The sequence below is a fragment of the Wenyingzhuangia marina genome, from assembly GCF_900130035.1.
Classification (GTDB): domain Bacteria; phylum Bacteroidota; class Bacteroidia; order Flavobacteriales; family Flavobacteriaceae; genus Wenyingzhuangia; species Wenyingzhuangia marina.
This window is the reverse complement of sequence record NZ_FQXQ01000001.1, coordinates 447,599-468,845: the sequence shown is the minus strand read 5'-3', so window position 1 is coordinate 468,845 and position 21,247 is coordinate 447,599. Positions and strand designations below refer to the sequence as shown.

Annotated in this window: 19 protein-coding genes and 1 tRNA gene; 19 read left to right on the top strand and 1 reads right to left on the bottom strand. The window is 32.4% G+C overall.

Features of this window, described 5'->3' with window-relative positions; all coding sequences use genetic code 11:
• Window positions 1–145: 145 nt before the first annotated feature.
• The gene (locus BUB70_RS02035) at window positions 146–2,236 is read right to left on the bottom strand and encodes a glutamine--tRNA ligase/YqeY domain fusion protein (protein ID WP_073118018.1); all 2,091 of its coding nucleotides are present in this window, start codon (window positions 2,234–2,236) and stop codon (window positions 146–148) included.
• A 200-nt stretch (window positions 2,237–2,436) separates the two neighbouring features.
• Here BUB70_RS02035 and folB point away from each other — a divergent pair, with 200 nt between their 5' ends.
• The 19 genes from folB to atpA all read left to right on the top strand — a co-directional run bounded on the left by folB (window position 2,437) and on the right by atpA (window position 21,169).
• Window positions 2,437–2,802, top strand: coding sequence for a dihydroneopterin aldolase (gene folB, locus BUB70_RS02030; protein WP_073118017.1), 366 nt, complete (start codon window positions 2,437–2,439; stop codon window positions 2,800–2,802).
• A gap of 58 nt (window positions 2,803–2,860) precedes the next feature.
• Window positions 2,861–2,934, top strand: a tRNA-Cys gene (locus tag BUB70_RS02025).
• 312 nt (window positions 2,935–3,246) lie between these two features.
• Window positions 3,247–4,041, top strand: a complete 795-nt coding sequence (locus tag BUB70_RS02020) for an HAD-IIB family hydrolase (RefSeq protein ID WP_073118016.1) — start codon at window positions 3,247–3,249, stop codon at window positions 4,039–4,041.
• On the top strand, window positions 4,034–5,185 hold the full coding sequence (locus tag BUB70_RS02015) for a glycerate kinase type-2 family protein (RefSeq protein WP_073118015.1): 1,152 nt from the start codon (window positions 4,034–4,036) through the stop codon (window positions 5,183–5,185). The genes BUB70_RS02020 and BUB70_RS02015 overlap by 8 nt, the downstream gene beginning before the upstream one ends.
• A 7-nt stretch (window positions 5,186–5,192) precedes the next feature.
• Window positions 5,193–6,404 carry a glycosyltransferase family protein gene (locus BUB70_RS02010; RefSeq protein ID WP_073118014.1) on the top strand — a complete coding sequence of 404 codons (1,212 nt, stop codon included), beginning with the start codon at window positions 5,193–5,195 and terminating at the stop codon, window positions 6,402–6,404.
• Between the two features lie 2 nt (window positions 6,405–6,406).
• Complete coding sequence (locus BUB70_RS02005) at window positions 6,407–8,131, top strand: sugar phosphorylase (RefSeq protein ID WP_073118013.1); 1,725 nt, start codon at window positions 6,407–6,409, stop codon at window positions 8,129–8,131.
• Window positions 8,132–8,211: 80 nt separating this feature from the next.
• Window positions 8,212–9,075: an MBL fold metallo-hydrolase gene (locus BUB70_RS02000; protein WP_073118012.1), complete on the top strand. Its 864-nt coding sequence runs from the start codon at window positions 8,212–8,214 to the stop codon at window positions 9,073–9,075.
• A complete protein-coding gene (locus BUB70_RS01995) occupies window positions 9,072–10,736 on the top strand; it encodes a S8 family peptidase (protein WP_073118011.1) in 1,665 nt (554 codons plus the stop codon). Before BUB70_RS02000 ends, BUB70_RS01995 begins: the two co-directional genes overlap by 4 nt.
• Window positions 10,737–10,798: 62 nt before the next feature.
• Window positions 10,799–12,625 (top strand): M1 family metallopeptidase, encoded by a 1,827-nt coding sequence (locus BUB70_RS01990; protein WP_073118010.1) that lies wholly within the window; start codon window positions 10,799–10,801, stop codon window positions 12,623–12,625.
• Between the two features lie 27 nt (window positions 12,626–12,652).
• On the top strand, window positions 12,653–13,606 hold the full coding sequence (locus tag BUB70_RS01985; RefSeq protein ID WP_073118009.1) for an NAD(P)H-dependent flavin oxidoreductase: 954 nt from the start codon (window positions 12,653–12,655) through the stop codon (window positions 13,604–13,606).
• Window positions 13,607–13,639: 33 nt separating this feature from the next.
• Entirely contained in the window at window positions 13,640–15,826 is a 2,187-nt protein-coding gene (gene porW / locus BUB70_RS01980) for a type IX secretion system periplasmic lipoprotein PorW/SprE (RefSeq protein ID WP_449441470.1), read from the top strand.
• A gap of 32 nt (window positions 15,827–15,858) precedes the next feature.
• Window positions 15,859–16,296, top strand: a complete 438-nt coding sequence (locus BUB70_RS01975; RefSeq protein ID WP_073118007.1) for a bactofilin family protein — start codon at window positions 15,859–15,861, stop codon at window positions 16,294–16,296.
• Window positions 16,250–16,477 (top strand): AtpZ/AtpI family protein, encoded by a 228-nt coding sequence (locus tag BUB70_RS01970; protein ID WP_073118006.1) that lies wholly within the window; start codon window positions 16,250–16,252, stop codon window positions 16,475–16,477. Before BUB70_RS01975 ends, BUB70_RS01970 begins: the two co-directional genes overlap by 47 nt.
• A gap of 5 nt (window positions 16,478–16,482) precedes the next feature.
• Entirely contained in the window at window positions 16,483–16,893 is a 411-nt protein-coding gene (locus tag BUB70_RS01965) for a DUF6168 family protein (RefSeq protein WP_073118005.1), read from the top strand.
• 105 nt (window positions 16,894–16,998) lie between these two features.
• Complete coding sequence (atpB, locus tag BUB70_RS01960; protein WP_073118004.1) at window positions 16,999–18,171, top strand: F0F1 ATP synthase subunit A; 1,173 nt, start codon at window positions 16,999–17,001, stop codon at window positions 18,169–18,171.
• Window positions 18,172–18,206: 35 nt separating this feature from the next.
• Window positions 18,207–18,404, top strand: coding sequence for an ATP synthase F0 subunit C (locus tag BUB70_RS01955; RefSeq protein WP_073118003.1), 198 nt, complete (start codon window positions 18,207–18,209; stop codon window positions 18,402–18,404).
• A 101-nt stretch (window positions 18,405–18,505) separates the two neighbouring features.
• Window positions 18,506–19,006, top strand: coding sequence for a F0F1 ATP synthase subunit B (locus tag BUB70_RS01950; protein ID WP_073118002.1), 501 nt, complete (start codon window positions 18,506–18,508; stop codon window positions 19,004–19,006).
• 7 nt (window positions 19,007–19,013) lie between these two features.
• The gene (gene atpH, locus BUB70_RS01945; protein ID WP_073118001.1) at window positions 19,014–19,568 is read left to right on the top strand and encodes an ATP synthase F1 subunit delta; all 555 of its coding nucleotides are present in this window, start codon (window positions 19,014–19,016) and stop codon (window positions 19,566–19,568) included.
• 26 nt (window positions 19,569–19,594) lie between these two features.
• Window positions 19,595–21,169: a F0F1 ATP synthase subunit alpha gene (atpA, locus tag BUB70_RS01940; RefSeq protein WP_073118000.1), complete on the top strand. Its 1,575-nt coding sequence runs from the start codon at window positions 19,595–19,597 to the stop codon at window positions 21,167–21,169.
• The last annotated feature ends 78 nt before the right edge of the window (window positions 21,170–21,247 follow it).

Genomic DNA, 21,247 nt, shown 5'->3' with positions numbered 1-21,247 from the left:
ATTAATTAGTGAGTCGAAAGGCAGTAACAAAAATTACATAAGCCAGTTTTACTAGGTAGGTTATGGTAAAAAAAAGAGAAGTATTCGAAAGAATACTTCTCTTTTGGATTCTTAATATGTCATAAACTTACTAAAATCAATAAGTTTATGCAATTGCCTTTTCAATAATTTCTTTAATGAATGGACTTTTTTCTTCGGCTAAAATGTTTTCAAGTAATCCTTTATTTTCAATAAGTAGTTCAGTATTACTAATACTTAGGTTAATGGCTTCAAGCTTAATAGAAGCATTCTTCATTCCTAAAGATTTTGCTAAAAAAGCTTTTTCTTCTGGTGATGATACTCCTAAATATTTAAGTGTTAACAAACCAGCTAAAACATCTTTATTGGCGATGGCATCGTTTAGTTTACCGCTTAAACTATCTTTGTTTACCTTTTGTGCTAAAGGTTCAATTTCTGTTAACAAAGCATCTCTTTCTTCGTTAGAACGAGCTTTTAAATATTTACCAGCCAACGCAACAATGGCATCATAAGAAACATCATTTGCAGGGGCTGCAGTTTTCTTTTCTTCTTTTGCCCAAGAATCTGTCAGTCCAACCGTACGATTAAAAATTAATTGATTTGAAGTACTATCAACATCTGCACAAAAATATCCTTTACGTTGAAATTGGAATCTATCTCCCGGTTTAGAAGTCAACAAACTCGGCTCAACCAAAGCAGTGATAACTTCTAAAGAATTTGGGTTGATAAATTGTTTAAAATCGATGTCTTTATGACTGTCTGGAGCTTCATCTTTAAACAAACGATCGTATAAATTTACCTGAGATTTTACGGCGTGTTTGCTACTTACCCAGTGAATGGTTCCTTTAACTTTACGTTTACTTGCTTCGGTTCCAGAACCTGAACGGGAATCTAAGTCTGCCGTACAATGCACTACTGTAATATTTCCGTTTTCATCTTTTTCAACAGACTCTGCTTTTATGATGTACGCGTTTTTTAAACGAACTTCTCCACCAATTTTTAATCTAAAGAATTTTTTGTTGGCCTGTTCTCTAAAATCTTCTCTTTCTATATATAATTCCTTTGTAAAAGGAACTTCTCTTTCTCCAGCAGCTTCATCTTCTGGATTGTTTTCTGCAATTAAAACTTCTTCTTTCTCAGCAGGATAATTGTCAATCACTAATTTAATAGGGTCTAAAACAGCCATCACGCGGGGAGCTGTTTTGTTCAATTCATCCTTAATACAAAATTCTAACAAAGCTACATCAGTAACATTGTCTCTTTTAGAAATACCTGCAATTTCACTAAATCTTTTGATAGAATTTGGAGTGTATCCTCTACGTCTTAAACCAGAAATAGTAGGCATACGTGGATCATCCCAACCAGCAACCAAGTTTTCTTGTACCAATTGCAACAATTTACGTTTACTCATAACTGTATAACTGATGTTTCTACGGGCAAATTCACGCTGTTTTGGTTGAATTTTGTTTGGGTCTGCTACTTGAGCCAAATACCATTCATATAAATCTCTATGACTCTTAAATTCCAAAGTACATAAAGAATGAGTGATAGATTCTAAATAATCAGATTCACCATGAGTCCAATCATACATAGGGTAAATTACCCAATCATTTCCTGTTCTGTGGTGATGTTTTTTTAACACACGATACATAATAGGATCACGCATGTGCATATTATTGTGTTGCATATCAATTTTTGCACGTAAAATGGCTCCACCTTCTTCAAATCCTCCGTTTTTCATTTTTTCAAACAAAGCTAAGTTTTCCTCAACAGAAGTATTTCTATAAGGACTATCAGTTCCTGGAGAAGTAGGAGTTCCTTTTTGTGCTGCAATTTCTTCAGAAGATTGTAAATCAACATAAGCATTTCCTGCTTTAATAATATCAATAGTCCAATCGTATAATTGTTGAAAATAATCAGAAGAGTACAACTCTTTGTCCCATTTAAAACCAAGCCAAGCTACGTCACGCTTAATAGCATCTACATATTCTTGTTCTTCTTTAGCAGGGTTGGTATCGTCAAAACGCAAGTTCACAGGAGCGTTGTATTTTTCTCCCAATCCAAAGTTTAAACAAATAGAAGCAGCATGACCAATGTGTAAATATCCATTAGGTTCTGGAGGAAAACGGAATCTAAGATTTTTTTGATCTAATCCATTTGCCAAATCTTCTTCAATAATTTGTTCTATAAAGTTCAATGATTTTTTGTCTTCTGCCATGTTCTTTAGTTGTGTGCACGCAATAATAAGCGGCAAAATTACGAATTAAAAATTACGAATTATGAGTTATGAATTAGGAATTAAATACAAAGGTTTATTTTAGCATTTTGTTACGAATGTGTATTTATGAGTCACAGCGTTTTGCAGAACTTGTTTCGGTAATTAGCAGATAACAAATCAACGATTAAACAAAATAAAGGATGGGAATTATTAGAGTACAAAATATTAGAATTTACAGCAATCATGGATGTTTACAAGAAGAAGCTAGAATTGGTTCTCATTACCGAGTAGATGTTGAGGTAAAGGTAGATTTAAAAAAATCGGCTCTTTCTGATAAGTTAGCAGATACAGTAGATTATGTACATATTAACAAAGTGGTTGAGGAAGAAGTTTTACAGCGTTCTGAGTTATTAGAGCATGTGGTAGAGAGGATTTTAGTAAGAATGATGGATGAAATTCCAATGATTAAAAAGGCAAAAGTTGCACTTTCTAAACTAAATCCCCCGATTGGTGGAGATGTAGAAGCAGTTACGATTGAAATGACGAAAAAAAGAAGAGAATTGTAAAATCTTAAAAAGATTGTTGCGAAACACAATATTTTATATAAATTTGCACTCGCGTTTTGGCCTTGTGGCCGAGTGGCTAGGCAGCGGTCTGCAAAACCGTCTACAGCGGTTCGAATCCGCTCGAGGCCTCCAAAACAAACCCATCACTTTTTAGTGATGGGTTTTTTTATGTCTATAAATCCAGTAGCTGCTAATGTTGTCTTCTTAAGTTAATTGTTTAAAAGTCAGATTCTTATTGTTGATTCTTTTCCTAAAAATATCAGTTAGTACTACAAGGTTTACACAAATCTCATTTTATCACCTGTTTTTTAGCAGGCCAAATGGTTTCATAAAACCTTAACTTTAGACTTTAAGTCATATCAAAAAACATTTTCTTGTTTTTGTAAAGTTTAGTCGTTTGATTTTTATAAGACTAGTACTTTTTTTAATGTATTAATAATCAGTATGAATACAATCATATTTACAGATTTAGATGGAACTTTTTTAAACCATAATGATTATTCTTTCGAAGCATCAAAGGAAGCTCGAGAGGTAATTTTTAAAAAGGAGATCCCTTTGGTTTTTACCACAAGTAAAACAAAAATTGAGGTAGAATTACTTCAAAAAAAGGTAGGAATAAAAGAGCCTTTTATTGTAGAAAATGGAGCTGCTCTTTTTGTGCCTAAAAATTACAAAGGGTTCGATTTTTCTTTTCTAAAAGAAAATGAAGATTACTATATACTTCAATTAGGAGTTTCTTATGACCAGATAATGCTTTTTTATAATGCTTATAAAAGTGAGTTTGAAATGTTTGGTTTTAGTGATATGACAAATGAAGAGGTGATGGAACATACAGGACTTCCGCTAGAAAGCGCAAAAAGATCTAAAGAACGAGGTTTTACAGAGCCTTTTCTGATGAAAGATGAATTTAAGTTAGAAGAGTTGAATAGGTTGGCCAAAGAATACCATCTTAAAATTACCAAAGGAGGAAGGTTTTATCATTTAATAGGAGAAAATCAAGACAAAGGAAAAGCTGTGGAAAAGTGTGTGGAGCTTTTTCAAAAAATGTATCAAGAAAAAATGGTTGCTATCGGCTTAGGAGATGGGGAAAACGACATTCCTTTATTGGCCAGTGTAGATATTCCTATTGCTATAAAAAATCACGAAGGAAGTTATGTAAATCTACCTACCGACAAACTGCAAAGGTCTAGTTATAAAGGAGCAAAAGGGTGGAACGAAATGATATTAAAAAATGTATAGAAAAGAACTAGAGAACATATACTACAAAGCTTTAAATAAAGTAAAAGCAACGTCTTTAATAAAAGATAATATTTCTGTTAAAGAAGAGGTGTTAACCATTGTTGGAACGGATTATCCTCTCGAAAATTATGAAAATGTTTTTGTGTTTGGCGTTGGGAAAGCTGCTTACGCCATGGCCAAAGAATGTGAAGTAATTTTAGGAAATAAAATTTCTGGAGGATTTGTGATTTCTACATCAGAGGGAGATTTAAAATATGCAAAACATTATACGTCTACACATCCATTGGTCTCAGTAAAAAGTGTTGAAGCAGCAAGTCTTTTAATAGACGAGGTGTCTAAATTATCGGAAAAAGATTTGTTTGTGTTTTTGTTGTCTGGCGGAGCTTCTGCTATGATAGAAAAACCAATTGACGGATTAACATTAGAAGATTTCACTAAAATATCATCTGCATTATTGACTTCTGGAATTGATATCAAAGCGTTAAATACGGTAAGAAAATCAATTTCTCAAATCAAAGGAGGAAAGTTGGCGAACCACATAAAAGCCAAAGGAGAAGTTTTGGTATTAAGTGATGTGATTGGAGATGACCTACATATTATTGGTTCTGCACCTATGAATAACGGACAATTCCCACATCATATTATTGGAAATAATGGTATTGCTTTACAAGAAGCAGAAGCCTATGTAAAACCAAATGTTGAGTTTGCCAAAATTGTGACCACTACTTTAGAAATGAGTTCAGAAGAAGCTACCCAATTTATTTCTGATGAAATTAAAAAATATGACAAACAGTATTCTAGTTTTTGTTTGTTGTTTGGGGGTGAAACTACTACGGTAGTTCAAGGAAATGGTTACGGAGGTAGAAATCAAGAATTAGCTTTAAGATTATTGATGACTGATTGTATAACCGAAAATATTTCGATACTAAGCGCAGGAAGTGATGGTATTGATGGAAGATCAGAGGCAACAGGTGCTTTTGTAGATAAACAGATAAAAGAATTAATAACTAACAAGAATATAAATCCAAAAACCTATTTGGAAAACAGCGATAGCAATACGTTTTTTAAAACCTTAGGTTGTGATTTTGTTACGGGGATATCTGGAACAAACGTGATGGATTTTATAATCGTATTAAAAAAATAAGAAGAGTATGGCAGATTTTTTTCAAAATGGAGTAATTACAACGTTGCAGAATTTAGGAGATAGATCTTTAGAAGATTTAGAAGCTGAATTAGAAGAGTTTAGTGAAAGAAGAGGAATGTTGTTGATGTTACCCGCCCTTTATTCTGAGTTTGAGACCCCAGCAATGCACAATATTATAGAGGAATTGAAACATGTGAAATATCTTTATAAAGTTATTTTAGGATTAGATCAGGCTACAGAAGAACAGTTTGAAGAAGTAAAAAAATTAATGTCTGTTTTGCCTTGTAAAGTAGATGTATTGTGGAATGATGGACCAAGAATTAAAGAACTTTATCATGATTTAACTGTTGAAGGTTTTCCGGGGTTAGAAACACCAGGAAAAGGAAGGAATGTTTGGACCATGATTGGTTATGCTTTGGCAGATAAAGATGCTTATGCCTTTGCTTTACACGATTGTGATATTGTAAACTACACTAGAGAAATTCCGGCAAGGTTGTTTTATCCTATTGTGCATCCAGCTTTAGATTTTGAATTTAATAAAGGTTTTTATTCAAGAGTAACTGATAAATTACACGGAAGAGCTACGAGATTATTATATACGCCGTTGGTGAATTCCTTGGCAAAAGTGTATGGAGAAAGTAAGTATTTAGATTACATGGGTAGTTTTAGGTATTCTTTGTCTGGAGAATTTTCTTTTATCAGATCGTTGGCAAGAGGTATTGGAATATCTCCAACTTGGGGATTAGAGGTGTCTACTTTAAGTGAAGTGTATAAAAACACTTCTAATAAAAGAATTTGCCAAACCGAAATCATGGAAAGTTATGAGCACAAGCATCAAATGTTGGGCGATCAACTCTCGGGATCTGGAATTTATAAAATGTCTAAAGATATTGCCAAGACATTGTTTAGAGTATTGGCTCAAGAAGGAGTTGTTTTTTCAAGAGCCTCCTTTAAAACTTTGCTCGCTACTTATTTTCAAGAATCAAGATTTGAGATTTCTAAATATAATGCATTAAGTAAGTTAAATGCTTTAGAATATACTAGAGAAAAAGAAATAAAAGCGGTTGAAGCTTTTCAGAATGCGATTGAAGAAGCATCTACGGAGTTTTACGAAGATCCAATGGGAACTCATTCTCTTTCTTCATGGATTACTGTAAGATCAGTAATGCCGGAATTTTCAGAAAAATTTGTGGAATACGTTAAATTAGATAATGAATAGCTATGAGACATATATCAGATAAAGAACACACAATCAACAAAAGATTGCATAAGCTGTATCCGCCAGAAGTAGCAGATAGAGCAGTAGATAGTATTATTGATTTAATCTTTAAATACAAGTCCAGAATAAAATCAACACCTTATCATTTAAGTGAAAAAGATGTGATTTTAATTACCTACGGAGATCAGGTTAATAAAGATTACGAACCTTCTTTACAAACCTTAAAAGGGTTTATGGATAAGCATTTAAAAGGAATTATCAATTCGGTTCATATTTTACCATTTTATCCATATTCTTCTGATGATGGATTTTCGGTAGTAAATTATGGAGCTGTAGATCCAAAAATGGGATCATGGAGAGAAATAGAGCAAATTAGTGGAGAATATAGATTAATGGTTGATGGAGTCATCAATCATATTTCTCAGTTTTCAGACTGGTTTAAAGCTTATTTGTCTGGTGATAGTTACTTTCAAGATTTTTTTATTGAAGTAGATCCATCTATAGATTTAAGTAAAGTAGTGAGGCCAAGGGCTTTGCCTTTGTTAAGTGAGTTTGTAGATGATGCAGGAAGAACCAGACATGTATGGACTACTTTTAGTAAAGATCAGGTTGATTTAAATTATAAAAGTCATCGAGTTTTAAGAAATGTATTAGATGCTCTTTTTTATTATGTAGAAAAAGGAGCTACTTTAATAAGACTTGATGCCATTGCTTTTATTTGGAAGGAAATAGGAACAGAATGTGTGCATTTAGAACAAACCCATGAGTTGATCCAGTTGATGAGAGAAGTCTTGCATGAAGTTGCTCCAGAAGTCATTATTATTACAGAAACCAATGTGCCACATCACGAAAATGTATCTTATTTTGGAAGTGGAGACGATGAAGCCCAAATGGTTTATAACTTTGCTTTGCCCCCTTTGTTGGTACATTCCATTTTAACTGGAAATACCAAAACTTTAACCGCATGGGGAAAAACATTGACTTTGCCGAGTGATAAAGTTTGTTTCTTTAATTTCACTGCAAGTCATGATGGAATTGGGTTGAGGCCTATCAAAGGAATTTTAACAGAAGAAGAAGTTCAGAGTTTAGGAAATACCGTAAAATCTCATGGAGGATTGGTTTCTTATAAAACAGATCCCGATGGAACTCAAAGTCCTTACGAATTAAACTGTAGTTATATTGATGCTTTAACACATCCTGATGAAAGAGATGATGTTAGGTATAAAAGAATGATTTTGGCACAAGGAACAGTGTTAGCAATGCCTGGTGTTCCAGGAATTTATTTTCATTCTTTGGTAGGATCAAGAAACTATAAAGATGGAGTAAAACACACAGGAGTTAATAGAACAATTAACAGAGAGAAATACAATATAGATTGGTTAGAAAAAGAGCTTTCTATTCACGGATCGTTGCCTAAAAAAATGTTGGCAAGTTATAAAAGGTTAATTTCTATTAGAATTAATGAGCCTGCATTTAATCCCTTTGGGAAGTTTGAGTTTCTAGAATTAGGAGATCATCTTTTTGCGGTTGATCAACATTGTGTAAATAATAGAGAGAGAATTATAGCTATTCATAATTTTTCTGACGAAGAAGTTGATTGTGAATTACCTAAAAATGTGTCATTACCTTTACGAGATTTAGTGGTTTCTTCTACGGTTGTAGATTTGTTAAGTACTTCTATTACATTAAAACCTTATCAAATGATGTGGTTAAAAGGAACATTGTAAAATTATTATCTAAAAAGAATATTTAAGAAAATAATGGCTCAATCTAAAGTCTTTTATATCTTTAAATAAATTCTTTAGAGATGACTTTATACCCCATAGAATCTGGAAATTTTAAGTTAGATGGTGGTGCTATGTTTGGAGTAGTGCCTAAAGCTATTTGGCAAAGAACCAACCCAGCAGATGCAACCAATAAAATTGATATTGGAATGCGCTGTTTGTTAATTGAAGATGGAGGTAGGTTAATATTAATAGATACAGGTCTGGGAAATAAACAAGATGATAAATTCTTTAGTCATTTTAGTCCTTGGGGAGATTTTACTACAGATTTGTCCTTGGCAAAACATGGTTTTCATAGAGATGATATTACCGATGTTTTCTTAACACATTTACATTTTGATCACGTTGGAGGAGCTATTCAATGGAATAAAGACAAAACTTTTTTAGAACCTGCATTTAAGAATGCTACTTTTTGGTCTAATGTAAATCATTGGCAATGGGCTACTGAACCCAACGCAAGAGAAAAAGCTTCTTTTTTAACAGAAAACATTCAGCCAATTCAAGAAAGTGGACAGTTAAAATTTGTTCCGATTAATGCAAATACTAAAACACATGTTGAAGACTTAGGTTTTGGCATCTTTTTTGCCGATGGTCACACCGAAAAACAAATGATTCCTATGATTCAATACAAAGGGAAAACAGTTGTTTTTATGGCCGATTTGTTACCAACAATTGGCCATATTCCATTACCTTATGTAATGAGTTTTGATACAAGGCCATTGTTGACCTTATCAGAAAAAGAACTATTTTTGAACGAAGCTGCAAAAAACGAATATATTTTATTTTTGCAACACGATGCTCACAACGAATTATGTACTGTGCAGCAAACAGAAAAAGGAGTAAGATTAAAAGAAACATATACATTTAACCAGATATTTAATTCATGAAATTTTCAAAAATAATAGTAGCAACAGCAATAGGAACTTTTTTAGTAAGTTGTAATTCTGTTAAAAAAATTGCAGTTCCGCAAGGAGTAGATACTTCTGTAATTATTCCAAGTAAAAAAGTATTTACGGAAGAGCAGGTGAGAACCTGGTCTCATGCAGATTTGGCAACAGATTCTATTCCAGGAATTAGTTTAGCGGAGGCTTACGAATTTTTAAAAAATAGAAAAAGTGTTCCAGTTATTGTGGCGGTTACGGATTCTGGAAGTGATATTACCCATGAAGATTTAGCGTCTAAAGTATGGACCAATCCCAAAGAAATTGCTGGGAATGGAGTTGATGATGATAAGAATGGATTTATTGATGATGTTCATGGATGGAACTTTTTGGGGCAAACATATGATGAGAATTTGGAGTTAACCAGAATGTATCGTATGCAGAAACCTTTATATGAAGGAAAGACCGAAGCTGATTTTAAAAAGGAAAAAGATTTAAAAAAGTTTCAAGACTTTAAAGCTTTAGAAGAAGATTTTAAGAGCAATTTGGAACGAGTTAAAAAAGGTCAAGCACAATACATGCAATATGAAGACATGTTAAAAGCAACCGATGCTGCGATGCAAGATTTAACTGGGAAAGAAGAGTATACTTTGGAAGATTTAAAAGCAGCTACTTCTACTTTTGATTTTGTGAATTCTCAGAAACAAATGGCTATTAAAATTTTAGAGTCAGGTAGTTCTGTTGAGGAGCAATTAGAGCAATTAGAGCCAGCAGTTGATTATTATACTTCTCAAGTAAATTCATATTACAATCTTGAATTTAACGGAAGAGCTAAATTAAATGACGATGGTTACTCTATGAAAACTAAAGTTTATGGAGATAACAATGTAAAAGACCAAGGTGATGATGAAATTCACGGTACCCATGTATCAGGAATTATCTTGGCAGATAGAAACAATCATTTAGGAGTAAACGGAGTGGTTGATAATGCTTTGTTAATGGCTGTTCGTGTGGTTCCTAATGGAGATGAATATGACAAAGATGTTGCTTTGGGAATTAGATATGCTGTAGATAATGGGGCAAAAGTAATCAATACTAGTTTTGGAAAAGGATATTCTCCTAATGCAGAATGGGTGTATGAAGCTATTAAATACGCAGCAAAAAAGGATGTATTAATTGTTAATGCAGCAGGAAATGATGGAGAAAATATAGATGAAAAGGCAAGTTATCCAAAAGATATTGCAGAGGAAAATAAAGAAATTTCTGATAATTTCTTAACCGTTGGGGCGGCTACTCGTTTTTATAACGAAAATTTACCAGCAGATTTTACCAATTACGGGAAAAGCAATGTAGATGTTTTTGCTCCTGGACATGATATTTACAATACAGTACCAGATAATAAGTATAAAAGTTTAAGTGGAACTTCAATGGCGTCACCAGCTACTGCAGGAGTTGCTGCTTTAATTCGTTCTTATTTTCCTGAATTATCAGCAAGTCAGGTAAAACATATTATTATGAATTCTGGTACTTTGGTAAATTTAGAGGTTTTGTTACCTAATGGAGAAGGTAAATTAGTGCCTTTTACAGAATTGTCTAAAAGTGGTAGATTGGTAAATGCATACAATGCAGTTAAGATGGCTGCAGAAATGGTAGACAAGAAAAAATAAATAAAAATATAATTAACACAGCCAGTTTGTATAAATTACAAACTGGCTTTTTTTTGAGAAATATGAAAAAGGTCTTTATTCTTTTAGGGTTAATGTCCCTAACAGCCAACGCTCAGTATTGGCAACAAAAAACAGATTACAAAATGGATATTGACATGGATGTAAAAACCCATCAATACACAGGGAAACAGGAAATTGAATACCGAAACAATTCTCCAGAAACGCTCACTAAGGTTTATTATCATTTATATAACAATGCTTTTCAGCCTGGAAGTGCAATGGATATGAGAGTGCAAAATATTCCTGATCCCAATGGACGATTGATTGTAAATACAGGAACAAAAGAGGCTCCTGTAAATAAGAGTAAAATTTCATTATTAACACCAGATGAGCAAGGATATATCAAGGTAAAGTCTTTAACGCAAGATGGGGAAATTTTAAAATATATTGTTGAAGGAACTATTTTAGAAGTTGAGTTGGCTAAACCTTTAAAGCCTGGTAAAAAGACCGAGTTAGAAATGGAATTTGAAGGTCAGATTCCGTTACAAGTTCGAAGATCTGGTAGAGATAATGCAGAAGGAGTAGCTTTATCTATGACTCAGTGGTATCCTAAATTGGCTGCTTATGATGATGAAGGATGGCATGCAAACCCATATATTGGAGCAGAATTTTTTGCAGATTGGGGAGATTATGAAGTGAATATTACCATTGATAAAAATTATACTGTTGGAGGTACAGGGTATCTTCAAAATATTGATGAAGTTGGTCATGGATATGAAGATGCTAGTGATAAAATAAATCAAAAAGTAGTAGATGGAAAGTTAACATGGCAATTTAAAGCCCCTAATGTTCATGATTTTTCTTGGGCTGCAGATCCAGATTTTAAACATTTAAAACACAAAGTTGCAAATGGTCCAAATGTTCATTTTTTGTATAAAAATTCTTTAGCTGATGACAGAAAAGAATCTTGGAGAAAATTGCCAGAAATTATGGATCAATTGTTTGCTTTTTATCAAGAGAATGTTGGAGAATATCCATACAAACAATACAGTGTTATTCAAGGAGGTGATGGTGGAATGGAATATGCTATGTGTACTTTAATTACTGGAGATAGAGATTACAGAAGTTTGGTAGGGGTGGTTGCTCACGAATTGGCACATACTTGGTTCCAGTTTTTATTAGCTAGTAACGAAACCAAGCACGCATGGCAAGATGAAGGTTTTACTACTTATATTTCTACCATGATAGAAAACAAGATTTTTGAAGATGAAAATGGATTTGAAAATATTTATCAATCATATAAAAACTTGGTAGGTTACGGAATAGAACAACCTTTAACCACTAATGGAGATGAGTTTGATTATAGCTATGGATATGGGGTGTCTACTTATAATAAAGGGGCATTGTTTTTGTACCAATTAAAATATATTATTGGCGAAGATGCTTTTAAAAACACGTTAAAAAATTACTATAAAGAATATGTGTTTAAACATCCTAAACCAGAGGGTTTTATTAGAATTGCAGAGAAAGCATCAGGTATAGAATTAGATTGGTATTTTAATCATTGGACAGAAACCACTAAAACCATAGATTATGAGGTGTTTCCATCTATTACAAATCAGGTAAATCTACATAATAAAGGAACCATGGAAATGCCTGTTGAGGTAACCATTACTTATGAAGATGATAGTCAAGAATTATTTTACATTCCATTAGCAAGAATGAGAGGAGAGAAAAAAATTAATGCTACATTGTTGAAAGATTGGAGCTGGACAAATCCTGTATATACATTTCCTGTGACAAAAGGATTGAAGAAAGTAGAAATTGATGTACAGAATAATACTGCGGATATTGATAGAAAAAATAATGTTTGGGTAAAACAACAATAACCGTTAAAGGTTTATATAAAAAAACATATGCCACAATCTAAAAAACTACAAGAGTTACTAGGAATAGATTTACCATTTTTGGTAGCTCCTATGTTTTTAGTTTCTAATACAGCAATGGTTATTGCAGCCATGAAAAGAGGAGGAGCAGGTTGTATTCCGGCATTAAATTATAGAAAAACATCAGAACTAAAGGCGGCAATAAAAGAAATGAAAGCTGTAAAACCATCAAATGGAGCCTTTGGAATTAATATTATTGTCAATCAATCAAACTTAAAGTATAGAGAGCAACTTAAGACTTGCTGCGATGAAGGAGTAGATTTTATTATTACTTCTTTAGGAAGTCCTAGGGAAGTAATTGTAAAAGCTCGTAGAGCTGGAATCAAAGTTTTTTGTGATGTGGTAAATTTAGATCACGCCTTAAAAGCAGAAAAATTGGGTTGTGATGCATTAATTGCTGTGAATAATAAAGCAGGTGGTCATAGAGGGGCATATCCTCCTGAAGTATTGATTAAAGAATTGGTAGAAAACACAAAATTACCTGTGATTTCTGCTGGTGGAATTGGAACCAAAGAAGATTTAGATTTGGTGTTGTCCTACGGAGCAGCAGGAGCTTCAATAGGCAGTCCTTTTATTGCTTCTGAAGAATCAACAGTGTCTAAAGAGTATAAACAAGCTTGCGTAGATTACGGTGCCGATGATATTGTAATGACTAAAAAAATATCTGGAACTCCCTGTACAGTAATTAATACTCCTTATGTGCAAAAAGTAGGTTTAGATGAAACGTGGTTAGAGAAAAAATTACATAAATATACTTTCTTAAAAAAGTGGATTAAGCTATTAAGATATATTAAAGGGACACAAGATGTGGTGAATTCAGCACAAAAAGTAACCTATAAAAATGTTTGGGTAGCAGGTCCTAGTATTCAGTATACTTCTAAAATAGAGCCTATTTCTAAAATTATAGATAGATTTGTAGCTTAAGCACAATGCTATTAAACACAGAACGTTATATTTGTGTTTAGACGGGCAACTAATTATCTGATTTTTTTTGTGAAACACTTTATTTTACTCATATCAACACTATTTTTAATTTCGTGTAGTACACGTAAGGATAAGCTTTTAAATAGAAGTTTCCATGCAATGGTTACCAAATACAATGTTTTGTATAATGGTAAAAATGCTTTTGAGAAGGGATTAGAAAAAGTAGAAAGCACTTATAGTGATGATTTTACAAATGTTTTACCTATTGAGCCTTTTAGTTTTTATGCAGAAGAAAGTGTAGATGATGATGTAAAACCTATTGGACAATCTGATTTTGAAGAAGCTGAAGAAAAAGCAGTAAAATCCATTCAAAAACACTCCATGTTGATTGATGGAGAAGAAAAAAACACACTAATTGACGAAGCGTATTTACTGTTAGGTAAATCTAGGTATTATACCAAAAGATTTACACCTGCTTTAGAATCTTTTGAGTATATTATTAAGAATTATCCAAGTGCTAGTTTGATATATGAAACAGTGGTTTGGAGAGCTAAAAGTAATATTCATACAGGAAATGTAAATTTTGGAAAAAAAGCTTTATTAAGACTTTTAGCATCGTCACGATTAACAGATAAAGTAAGACAACAGGCCGAGTTAGGTGTGGTTATGGCTTATGAGCAAACTCCAGATAGTATAGAGCAAAGAATAGCACATTTAGAGGCTTCCTTAGAAGTTGTTGATAAAGGCGTAATGGCTTCAAGAGCTGCTTTTGTTCTAGGTCAATTGTATCGAAAACAAGGAGATATTGAGTCTTCTGATGAAGCTTTTGATAGGGTTATTAATACCAAAAAAGGATTGTATAAATATAAATTACAATCCAAATTAGAAAAAATTAATAACCATATTGAAGATTATAGTACTGAGGAATTTTTAGAAGAGGTTGATCATTTAATTTTTGTGAGAAAAAATAGACCTTATATAAATAAATTGCTTTTTCAAAAAGGGTTGATTTATGAAAAAGCTGATTCTATTCAGCTTGCTAAAAGTTATTATGTTCAATCCATTCAAAAATCAGAACAAGATATTCATCAAAAAATGATTGCATATGAGCAGTTGGGAGATCTTTCTTACGATGAAAAAAAATACAAATCAGCAAAATCTTATTATGATAGTTTAATTGATGTTTCTAAAAATGAAAAATCACTTAGAGTCATTCGTATCAAAAGAAAATCTAACAGTCTAGAAAAAATAGTAACGACTATTGATGCTGCAAATAAAAATGATAGTTTGTTAAAAGTTGCAAGCCTTAGTGAAGGTGATTTAAATGCTTTTTTTCAAGACCATATTGATGGAATAAAACAAGCTGAAAAGAATGAAAGAATTAAAGAGTTAAAAGCATTGGCAGCTCAGAATAGAGCTACAAATTTAGAAGGAGCAAATAGTTGGTATTTTTATAATAGCAAACTAAGAACTGAAGGAAGGGCAGAATTTCAAAAAATGTGGAAGTCTCCAAGAAAAGACGGGAATTGGTTTGTCTCTTCATTATTAACCTCTGTAGGAAGTGTAAAAACAGAGGAAAAAATAAAAGATAGCGTACAGACAAATAATAATACCAAATATGATGTTGCGTATTATACATCGCAAATAAATAGAGATCCTAAGTTTTTAGACAGTATTGCCAAAAGCAGAAATTTAAATTATTACGAGTTAGGAAATGCTTATTATAATCAGTTAAAAGAAAAAAAATTAGCGGTTGAGAAATTAGAACAACTTTTAGTTTTTAATCCTTCTGACGATTTAAAAATGGGAGCTTATTATAGATTGTATAAAATTTATAAGGAAACTGGAGACGAACAAAACTCAAACAATTACAAACAAAAATTGCAAGAAGAGTTTCCTAAATCATCATTTACAAAATTGGTAAATAATGTAGAGGAAGTAACTGTTGATGAAGAAGAGAATGAATACATAAAATGTTATGAAACGATATATGAGTTGTATCTATTAAATTCATTTGATGCGGCTTTGGAAGAAGTTAATGATGCTAAAATTAAGTATGCTGAAACAGATTTGGCTCCAAAATATGCATTATTACACGCATATATTGTAGCTAAAATAGAAGGAAAATTAGCCTTTAGGAAGTTATTGGAAGAAATAAAATTAAGGTATCCCAATACTGATGAAGCAAAAAAAGCACAAGAGTTCTTAAATAATAAGTAACTTTGAGAAATAACTATTAAATACAACAGTCTATGTTTAATTCAGATAAAAAGAAAACATCAGGACAACAAGATGATTTGGCTATGGAGAGAAATAGAATTTCTAAAAAATCGACTTTTAAAGGAGATATTATTTCACAAGGAGATTTTAGGATTGACGGAACTGTTGAAGGACATTTAGCAACAACAGGTAAAGTAATTATTGGGCCTGAGGGTAGGGTTTTTGGAAAAGTTAAATGTGTAAATGCCGATATAGAGGGTTTTTTTGATGGACATTTAGAAGTGAAAAACTCATTGTGTTTAAAGCCAAGTGCTAAGGTTTCGGGAGAAGTTTATATGGAAAGTTTAACTGTTGAGCCAGGAGCAATTTTTAATGCAAATTGTAAAATGCTAAGCTCTATTAAAGAATTAAATATAAAAGCAGTTGAAACCACAAAAGAAACAAAACAAAACATTTCAGAAATTTCTTAGATTTTCTGGAATTGGAGTTCAATTGGGAGTCATGATGTATTTGGCTTCATTAATTGGAGATCATTTAGATACAAAGTTTTCTTTAGAAAAGCCTTGGTTTACATTATTGTTTATAGTAGTTGCACTAATTGTTTTTGTGTTAGTGCTTATGAGGCAGTTAAACAAACTTAATAACGAATAGATTTAATGGTTAAAAATAATATCAAAAACATTACAGTTTTAGTAGTGTTAAATATTTTAGCATTTATATTACATCAATATTTTATAAATCCTGCAATTCAAGTAGAGTCAACACCAGTAGTAAATATAAAATTTTCTTATTTGGTAAATGCAATCGCATCTTTAAGCTTGTGTGTTGCTATTTTAATTTTAAAGAAAAAATACGAGGAACAAATAGGTTTTGTTTTTTTAGGATTAAGTGTTGTTAAAATGATTTTGCTATTTATTTTGATAAATCCTACCAATGATATGGGGAGTGTAACTAAGGTTGATGCCTTAGCCTTGTTTATTCCATTTGGGTTGAATTTGGTGATGGAACAGATTTTTATAGTAAAGTTGTTAAAAATTAGTGATTTAGCTAAGGAATTAAAGAAATAATAAAGTTTTTGAATTTTCAACAATTCACTGTTGAAAACTAACAGTTTTTTTAAATTATTGTTTACATTTGCACAAATTTTGAAAACAATCAATATTCACGAGAGAATGATAGGAAAATTGAACCTAAAAGTTTTGGTGGTGTTAATGCTAACATTAGTACCGTCGTTTACAATGAATGCAAACGATGACCAGCATCAATCAGATGCTCATCACGAAGAAGCAACACATCACGAGAATAATGAACATGATCATGAAGCTCTTCCTCATTCTGAAGAAGAAGGTTATAATGATGGTGTAAATTCTAAAGAAGAAGTAGCAGAATATATTCAACATCACTTGGGTGATACACACGATTTTATATTCTTTTCTGACGAAGCAGCAGGACATCATTATGGTTTTCCATTGCCAATTATTTTAGTAGATAATGGTTTAAAAGTTTTTATGTCTTCAGAATTTCATCATGGAGATAAAGTAGTTAAAAAAGGAGATACACATTATAGATTGTATCACGGAAAGATATACAAAACAGATGCTGAAGGAACTATTCAGTATGATGAACATCATCATCCAACCAATGCAAAGCCTTTAGATTTGTCTATTACTAAAAATGTGTTTTCAATTTTAGTAATTTCAATTATCATGCTTTTATTGTTTAGATCTTTGGCTAAAGGGTACAAAAATGGACCAATTCCTACAGGATTTGCAAGAGTATTAGAGCCTTTGGTAATTTTTGTAAGAGACGAAATTGCAAGACCAAATATTGGAGAAAAGAAATACCGTAAATTTATGGGATTCCTTTTAACGGTATTCTTCTTTATATGGATTACCAACTTATTAGGGTTAACTCCATTAGGAATTAACGTAACAGGTAACATTGCCGTTACTATTTGTTTGGCATTGTTTACATTTATTATTGTGCAGTTTAGCGGTAATAAAGATTATTGGAAACATATTTTTTGGATGCCAGGAGTACCAGTACCAATGAAAATTGTATTAGCTCCAATAGAGGTATTAGGAATGTTTACCAAGCCTTTCTCATTATTAATTCGTTTATTTGCTAACATTACTGCTGGTCACACAGTTGTAATGGGAATCTTAGCAGTTATTTACATTGGTAAAGAAACGTTAGGAACAGGAGGAAGTATAGGAGTATCGTTGTTTTTAACTTTGTTTATCAACGTTATTGAATTATTAGTTGCGTTTTTACAAGCATACATTTTTACAATGTTATCATCATTGTTTATTGGTATGGCTGTTGAAGAACACGACCATCATTAAGAATTTTTTTGTTTAATTATTTATAGATCATTATTATGACAACAATTCCAGGATTAGTAGGAGCAGGTTTAATCGTTATCGGTGCAGGTTTAGGTTTAGGTAAAATTGGTGGTTCAGCAATGGACGCAATCGCTAGACAACCAGAAGCTGCTAACAAAATTCAAACAGCAATGATTATCATCGGAGCCTTATTAGAAGGTTTGGCTTTTGGTGCATTAATCTTAGGGAAATAATTCCTTTCCAAAAAAAGCAAATACTATCTACAACGGTTGGTTGTAGATAGTATTTAAACATTAAACAGAATTAAAACAAACTATATATAAAACAAACATCAATGGATAAGTTAATTAACGATTTTTCATTTGGTCTATTTGTCTGGGTATCAATTATATTTGTAGTATTGATTATTTTGATGCGCAAATTTGCTTGGAAACCAATTTTAGAGGCATTAAACTCAAGAGAAGAGGGGATTTCAAATGCATTAAAAGCAGCAGAAAACGCTAAAAAAGAATTGGAAGCATTAAATGCTGATAATGAAAGAATTTTAAAAGAAGCAAGAGCAGAAAGAGATGTAATGTTAAAAGAAGCTCGTGAGATTAAAGAAAAAATTGTTTCTGAAGCAAAAGGTGAAGCGAATGCTGAGGCAGAAGCTATTATTACCAATGCAAAAGCAGCTATTGAGTTAGAAAAGCAAGCAGCATTAACAGAGTTAAAAACTCAAGTTGCAGGAATTTCTATAGATATTGCAAAAAAAATAATTAAAAGTGAGTTAGCTTCTGAAGAAAGCCAATTAGCTTTGGTTGAGAAATCTTTGAACGAAGTTATTTTAAACTAATAAGAGCATGAGTACAAGAGCAGCATTGCGATATGCAAAAGCGATCTTAAATCTTGCAGAAGACAATAAAAGCGAAGATGCAGTAAATGCAGATATGCAATTAATTGCCGCTACTATTGCTGAAAGTCAAGACTTAGAGGTAATGTTAAAAAGTCCGATTGTAAAAACATCTGAAAAAGTGAATGCTTTGGAGGCTATTTTTGGATCTCAAATTAACACTTACACTTTAGAATTAATTAAGCTTTTAGGAGAGAAAAGACGTTTGGATATTTTGGCATTGGTATCAAAAAGTTACCAAGCAATATACAATCACTTAAAATCAATTAAAGTAGCACAGGTTACTACTGCAGTTCCTTTAACAAAAGTTTTAGAAGCTAAAGTTATTGAGAAAATTAAACAGTTAACAGGAAGTGCAACAACTATTGAAAACATTATCAACCCTGAAATTATAGGAGGTTTTGTTTTGCGTATTGGAGACATTCAGTACGATGCAAGTGTTTCAAGAAGTTTAACATTGTTAGAAAGAAGTTTTGACAACAGTCAATTCATATCAAAAAATTAAAAAATACATCAAATAATAAAAATAAGATGGCAGCAATAAACCCAGCTGAAGTATCAGCAATTTTAAAAGAGCAGCTAACTAGTTTTGAGTCTAAAGGATCTTTGAACGAAGTTGGTACTGTATTACAAATTGGAGATGGTATTGCACGTGTATACGGATTATCGAATGTGCAGTATGGTGAATTAGTAGAGTTTGAATCAGGTTTACAAGGAATTGTATTGAACTTGGAAGAAGATAATGCAGGTGTTGTATTATTAGGTTCTTCTTCAGAAGTATCTGAAGGTTCAACTGTAAAAAGAACTGAAAAAATCGCTTCTATCAATGTAGGTGAAGGAATTGTAGGACGTGTTGTAGATACTTTAGGAAATCCTATTGATGGTAAAGGACCAATTGCAGGTGAAACTTTTGAAATGCCATTAGAGCGTAAAGCTCCTGGGGTTATTTTCCGTGAGCCGGTAACTGAACCATTACAAACAGGTATTAAGTCTGTTGATGCAATGATTCCTGTTGGACGTGGACAACGTGAGTTAATTATTGGAGACCGTCAAACAGGTAAGTCTACTGTTGCTATTGATACTATTATTAATCAAAAAGAATTTTACGATGCAGGTAAACCAGTTTACTGTATTTATGTAGCTGTAGGTCAAAAAGCGTCTACTGTTGCTGGAATCGTAAATTTATTAGAAGAAAAAGGTGCTTTAGCTTATACTACTATTGTTGCTGCTAATGCTTCTGATCCTGCTCCAATGCAGGTATATGCTCCATTTGCAGGTGCTGCTATTGGTGAATACTTCCGTGATACTGGAAGACCAGCTTTAATTGTTTTTGATGATTTATCTAAGCAAGCTGTTGCCTACCGTGAAATTTCTTTATTATTAAGAAGACCACCAGGACGTGAGGCTTACCCTGGAGATGTTTTTTACTTACACTCAAGATTATTAGAGCGTGCCGCAAAAGTAATTAATGATGATTCTATTGCTTCTAAAATGAATGATGCACCAGTTTCTTTAACTGGAAAAATTAAAGGAGGAGGATCTTTAACTGCATTGCCAATTATTGAAACGCAAGCAGGAGACGTTTCTGCATATATTCCTACAAACGTAATTTCTATTACCGATGGGCAAATTTTCTTAGATGGAGATTTATTTAACTCTGGAGTTCGTCCTGCTATTAACGTTGGTATTTCTGTATCACGTGTAGGAGGTAACGCACAGATTAAATCTATGAAAAAAGTATCAGGTACTTTAAAATTAGATCAAGCTCAGTTCCGTGAATTAGAAGCGTTTGCTAAGTTTGGTTCTGATTTAGATTCAGCTACATTGTCTGTTATTGAAAAAGGACAACGTAACGTAGAAATTTTAAAACAAGCACAAAATGACCCTTATACTGTAGAAGATCAAATTGCAATTATTTATGCAGGATCTAAGAACCTATTAAAAGCAGTTCCAGTAAACAAGGTAAAAGAATTTGAGGCTGATTACATTCAGTTCTTAAATACTAAGCACAGAGATGTATTAGATTCTTTAAAGTCTGGTAAATTAGAGCAATCTTCTTTAGACGTTTTAGAAGCTGTAGCAGCTGAAGTATCTGCAAAATATTAATGAATTAGTGATTAGCATTGAGTACTGAGAGATGAGGTTAACTCATTTTCTCAGTGCTTTATACTCATTACTCAATAC

Excerpts from the sequence above, each read along its gene's own strand:
- BUB70_RS02035 (WP_073118018.1), bottom strand. The coding sequence starts at position 2,236 with ATGGCAGAAGACAAAAAATCATTGAACTTTATAGAACAAATTATTGAA.
- folB (WP_073118017.1), top strand. The coding sequence starts at position 2,437 with ATGGGAATTATTAGAGTACAAAATATTAGAATTTACAGCAATCATGGA.
- BUB70_RS02020 (WP_073118016.1), top strand. The coding sequence starts at position 3,247 with ATGAATACAATCATATTTACAGATTTAGATGGAACTTTTTTAAACCAT.
- BUB70_RS02015 (WP_073118015.1), top strand. The coding sequence starts at position 4,034 with ATGTATAGAAAAGAACTAGAGAACATATACTACAAAGCTTTAAATAAA.
- BUB70_RS02010 (WP_073118014.1), top strand. The coding sequence starts at position 5,193 with ATGGCAGATTTTTTTCAAAATGGAGTAATTACAACGTTGCAGAATTTA.
- BUB70_RS02005 (WP_073118013.1), top strand. The coding sequence starts at position 6,407 with ATGAGACATATATCAGATAAAGAACACACAATCAACAAAAGATTGCAT.
- BUB70_RS02000 (WP_073118012.1), top strand. The coding sequence starts at position 8,212 with ATGACTTTATACCCCATAGAATCTGGAAATTTTAAGTTAGATGGTGGT.
- BUB70_RS01995 (WP_073118011.1), top strand. The coding sequence starts at position 9,072 with ATGAAATTTTCAAAAATAATAGTAGCAACAGCAATAGGAACTTTTTTA.
- BUB70_RS01990 (WP_073118010.1), top strand. The coding sequence starts at position 10,799 with ATGAAAAAGGTCTTTATTCTTTTAGGGTTAATGTCCCTAACAGCCAAC.
- BUB70_RS01985 (WP_073118009.1), top strand. The coding sequence starts at position 12,653 with ATGCCACAATCTAAAAAACTACAAGAGTTACTAGGAATAGATTTACCA.
- BUB70_RS01975 (WP_073118007.1), top strand. The coding sequence starts at position 15,859 with ATGTTTAATTCAGATAAAAAGAAAACATCAGGACAACAAGATGATTTG.
- BUB70_RS01965 (WP_073118005.1), top strand. The coding sequence starts at position 16,483 with ATGGTTAAAAATAATATCAAAAACATTACAGTTTTAGTAGTGTTAAAT.
- atpB (WP_073118004.1), top strand. The coding sequence starts at position 16,999 with ATGATAGGAAAATTGAACCTAAAAGTTTTGGTGGTGTTAATGCTAACA.
- BUB70_RS01955 (WP_073118003.1), top strand. The coding sequence starts at position 18,207 with ATGACAACAATTCCAGGATTAGTAGGAGCAGGTTTAATCGTTATCGGT.
- BUB70_RS01950 (WP_073118002.1), top strand. The coding sequence starts at position 18,506 with ATGGATAAGTTAATTAACGATTTTTCATTTGGTCTATTTGTCTGGGTA.
- atpH (WP_073118001.1), top strand. The coding sequence starts at position 19,014 with ATGAGTACAAGAGCAGCATTGCGATATGCAAAAGCGATCTTAAATCTT.
- atpA (WP_073118000.1), top strand. The coding sequence starts at position 19,595 with ATGGCAGCAATAAACCCAGCTGAAGTATCAGCAATTTTAAAAGAGCAG.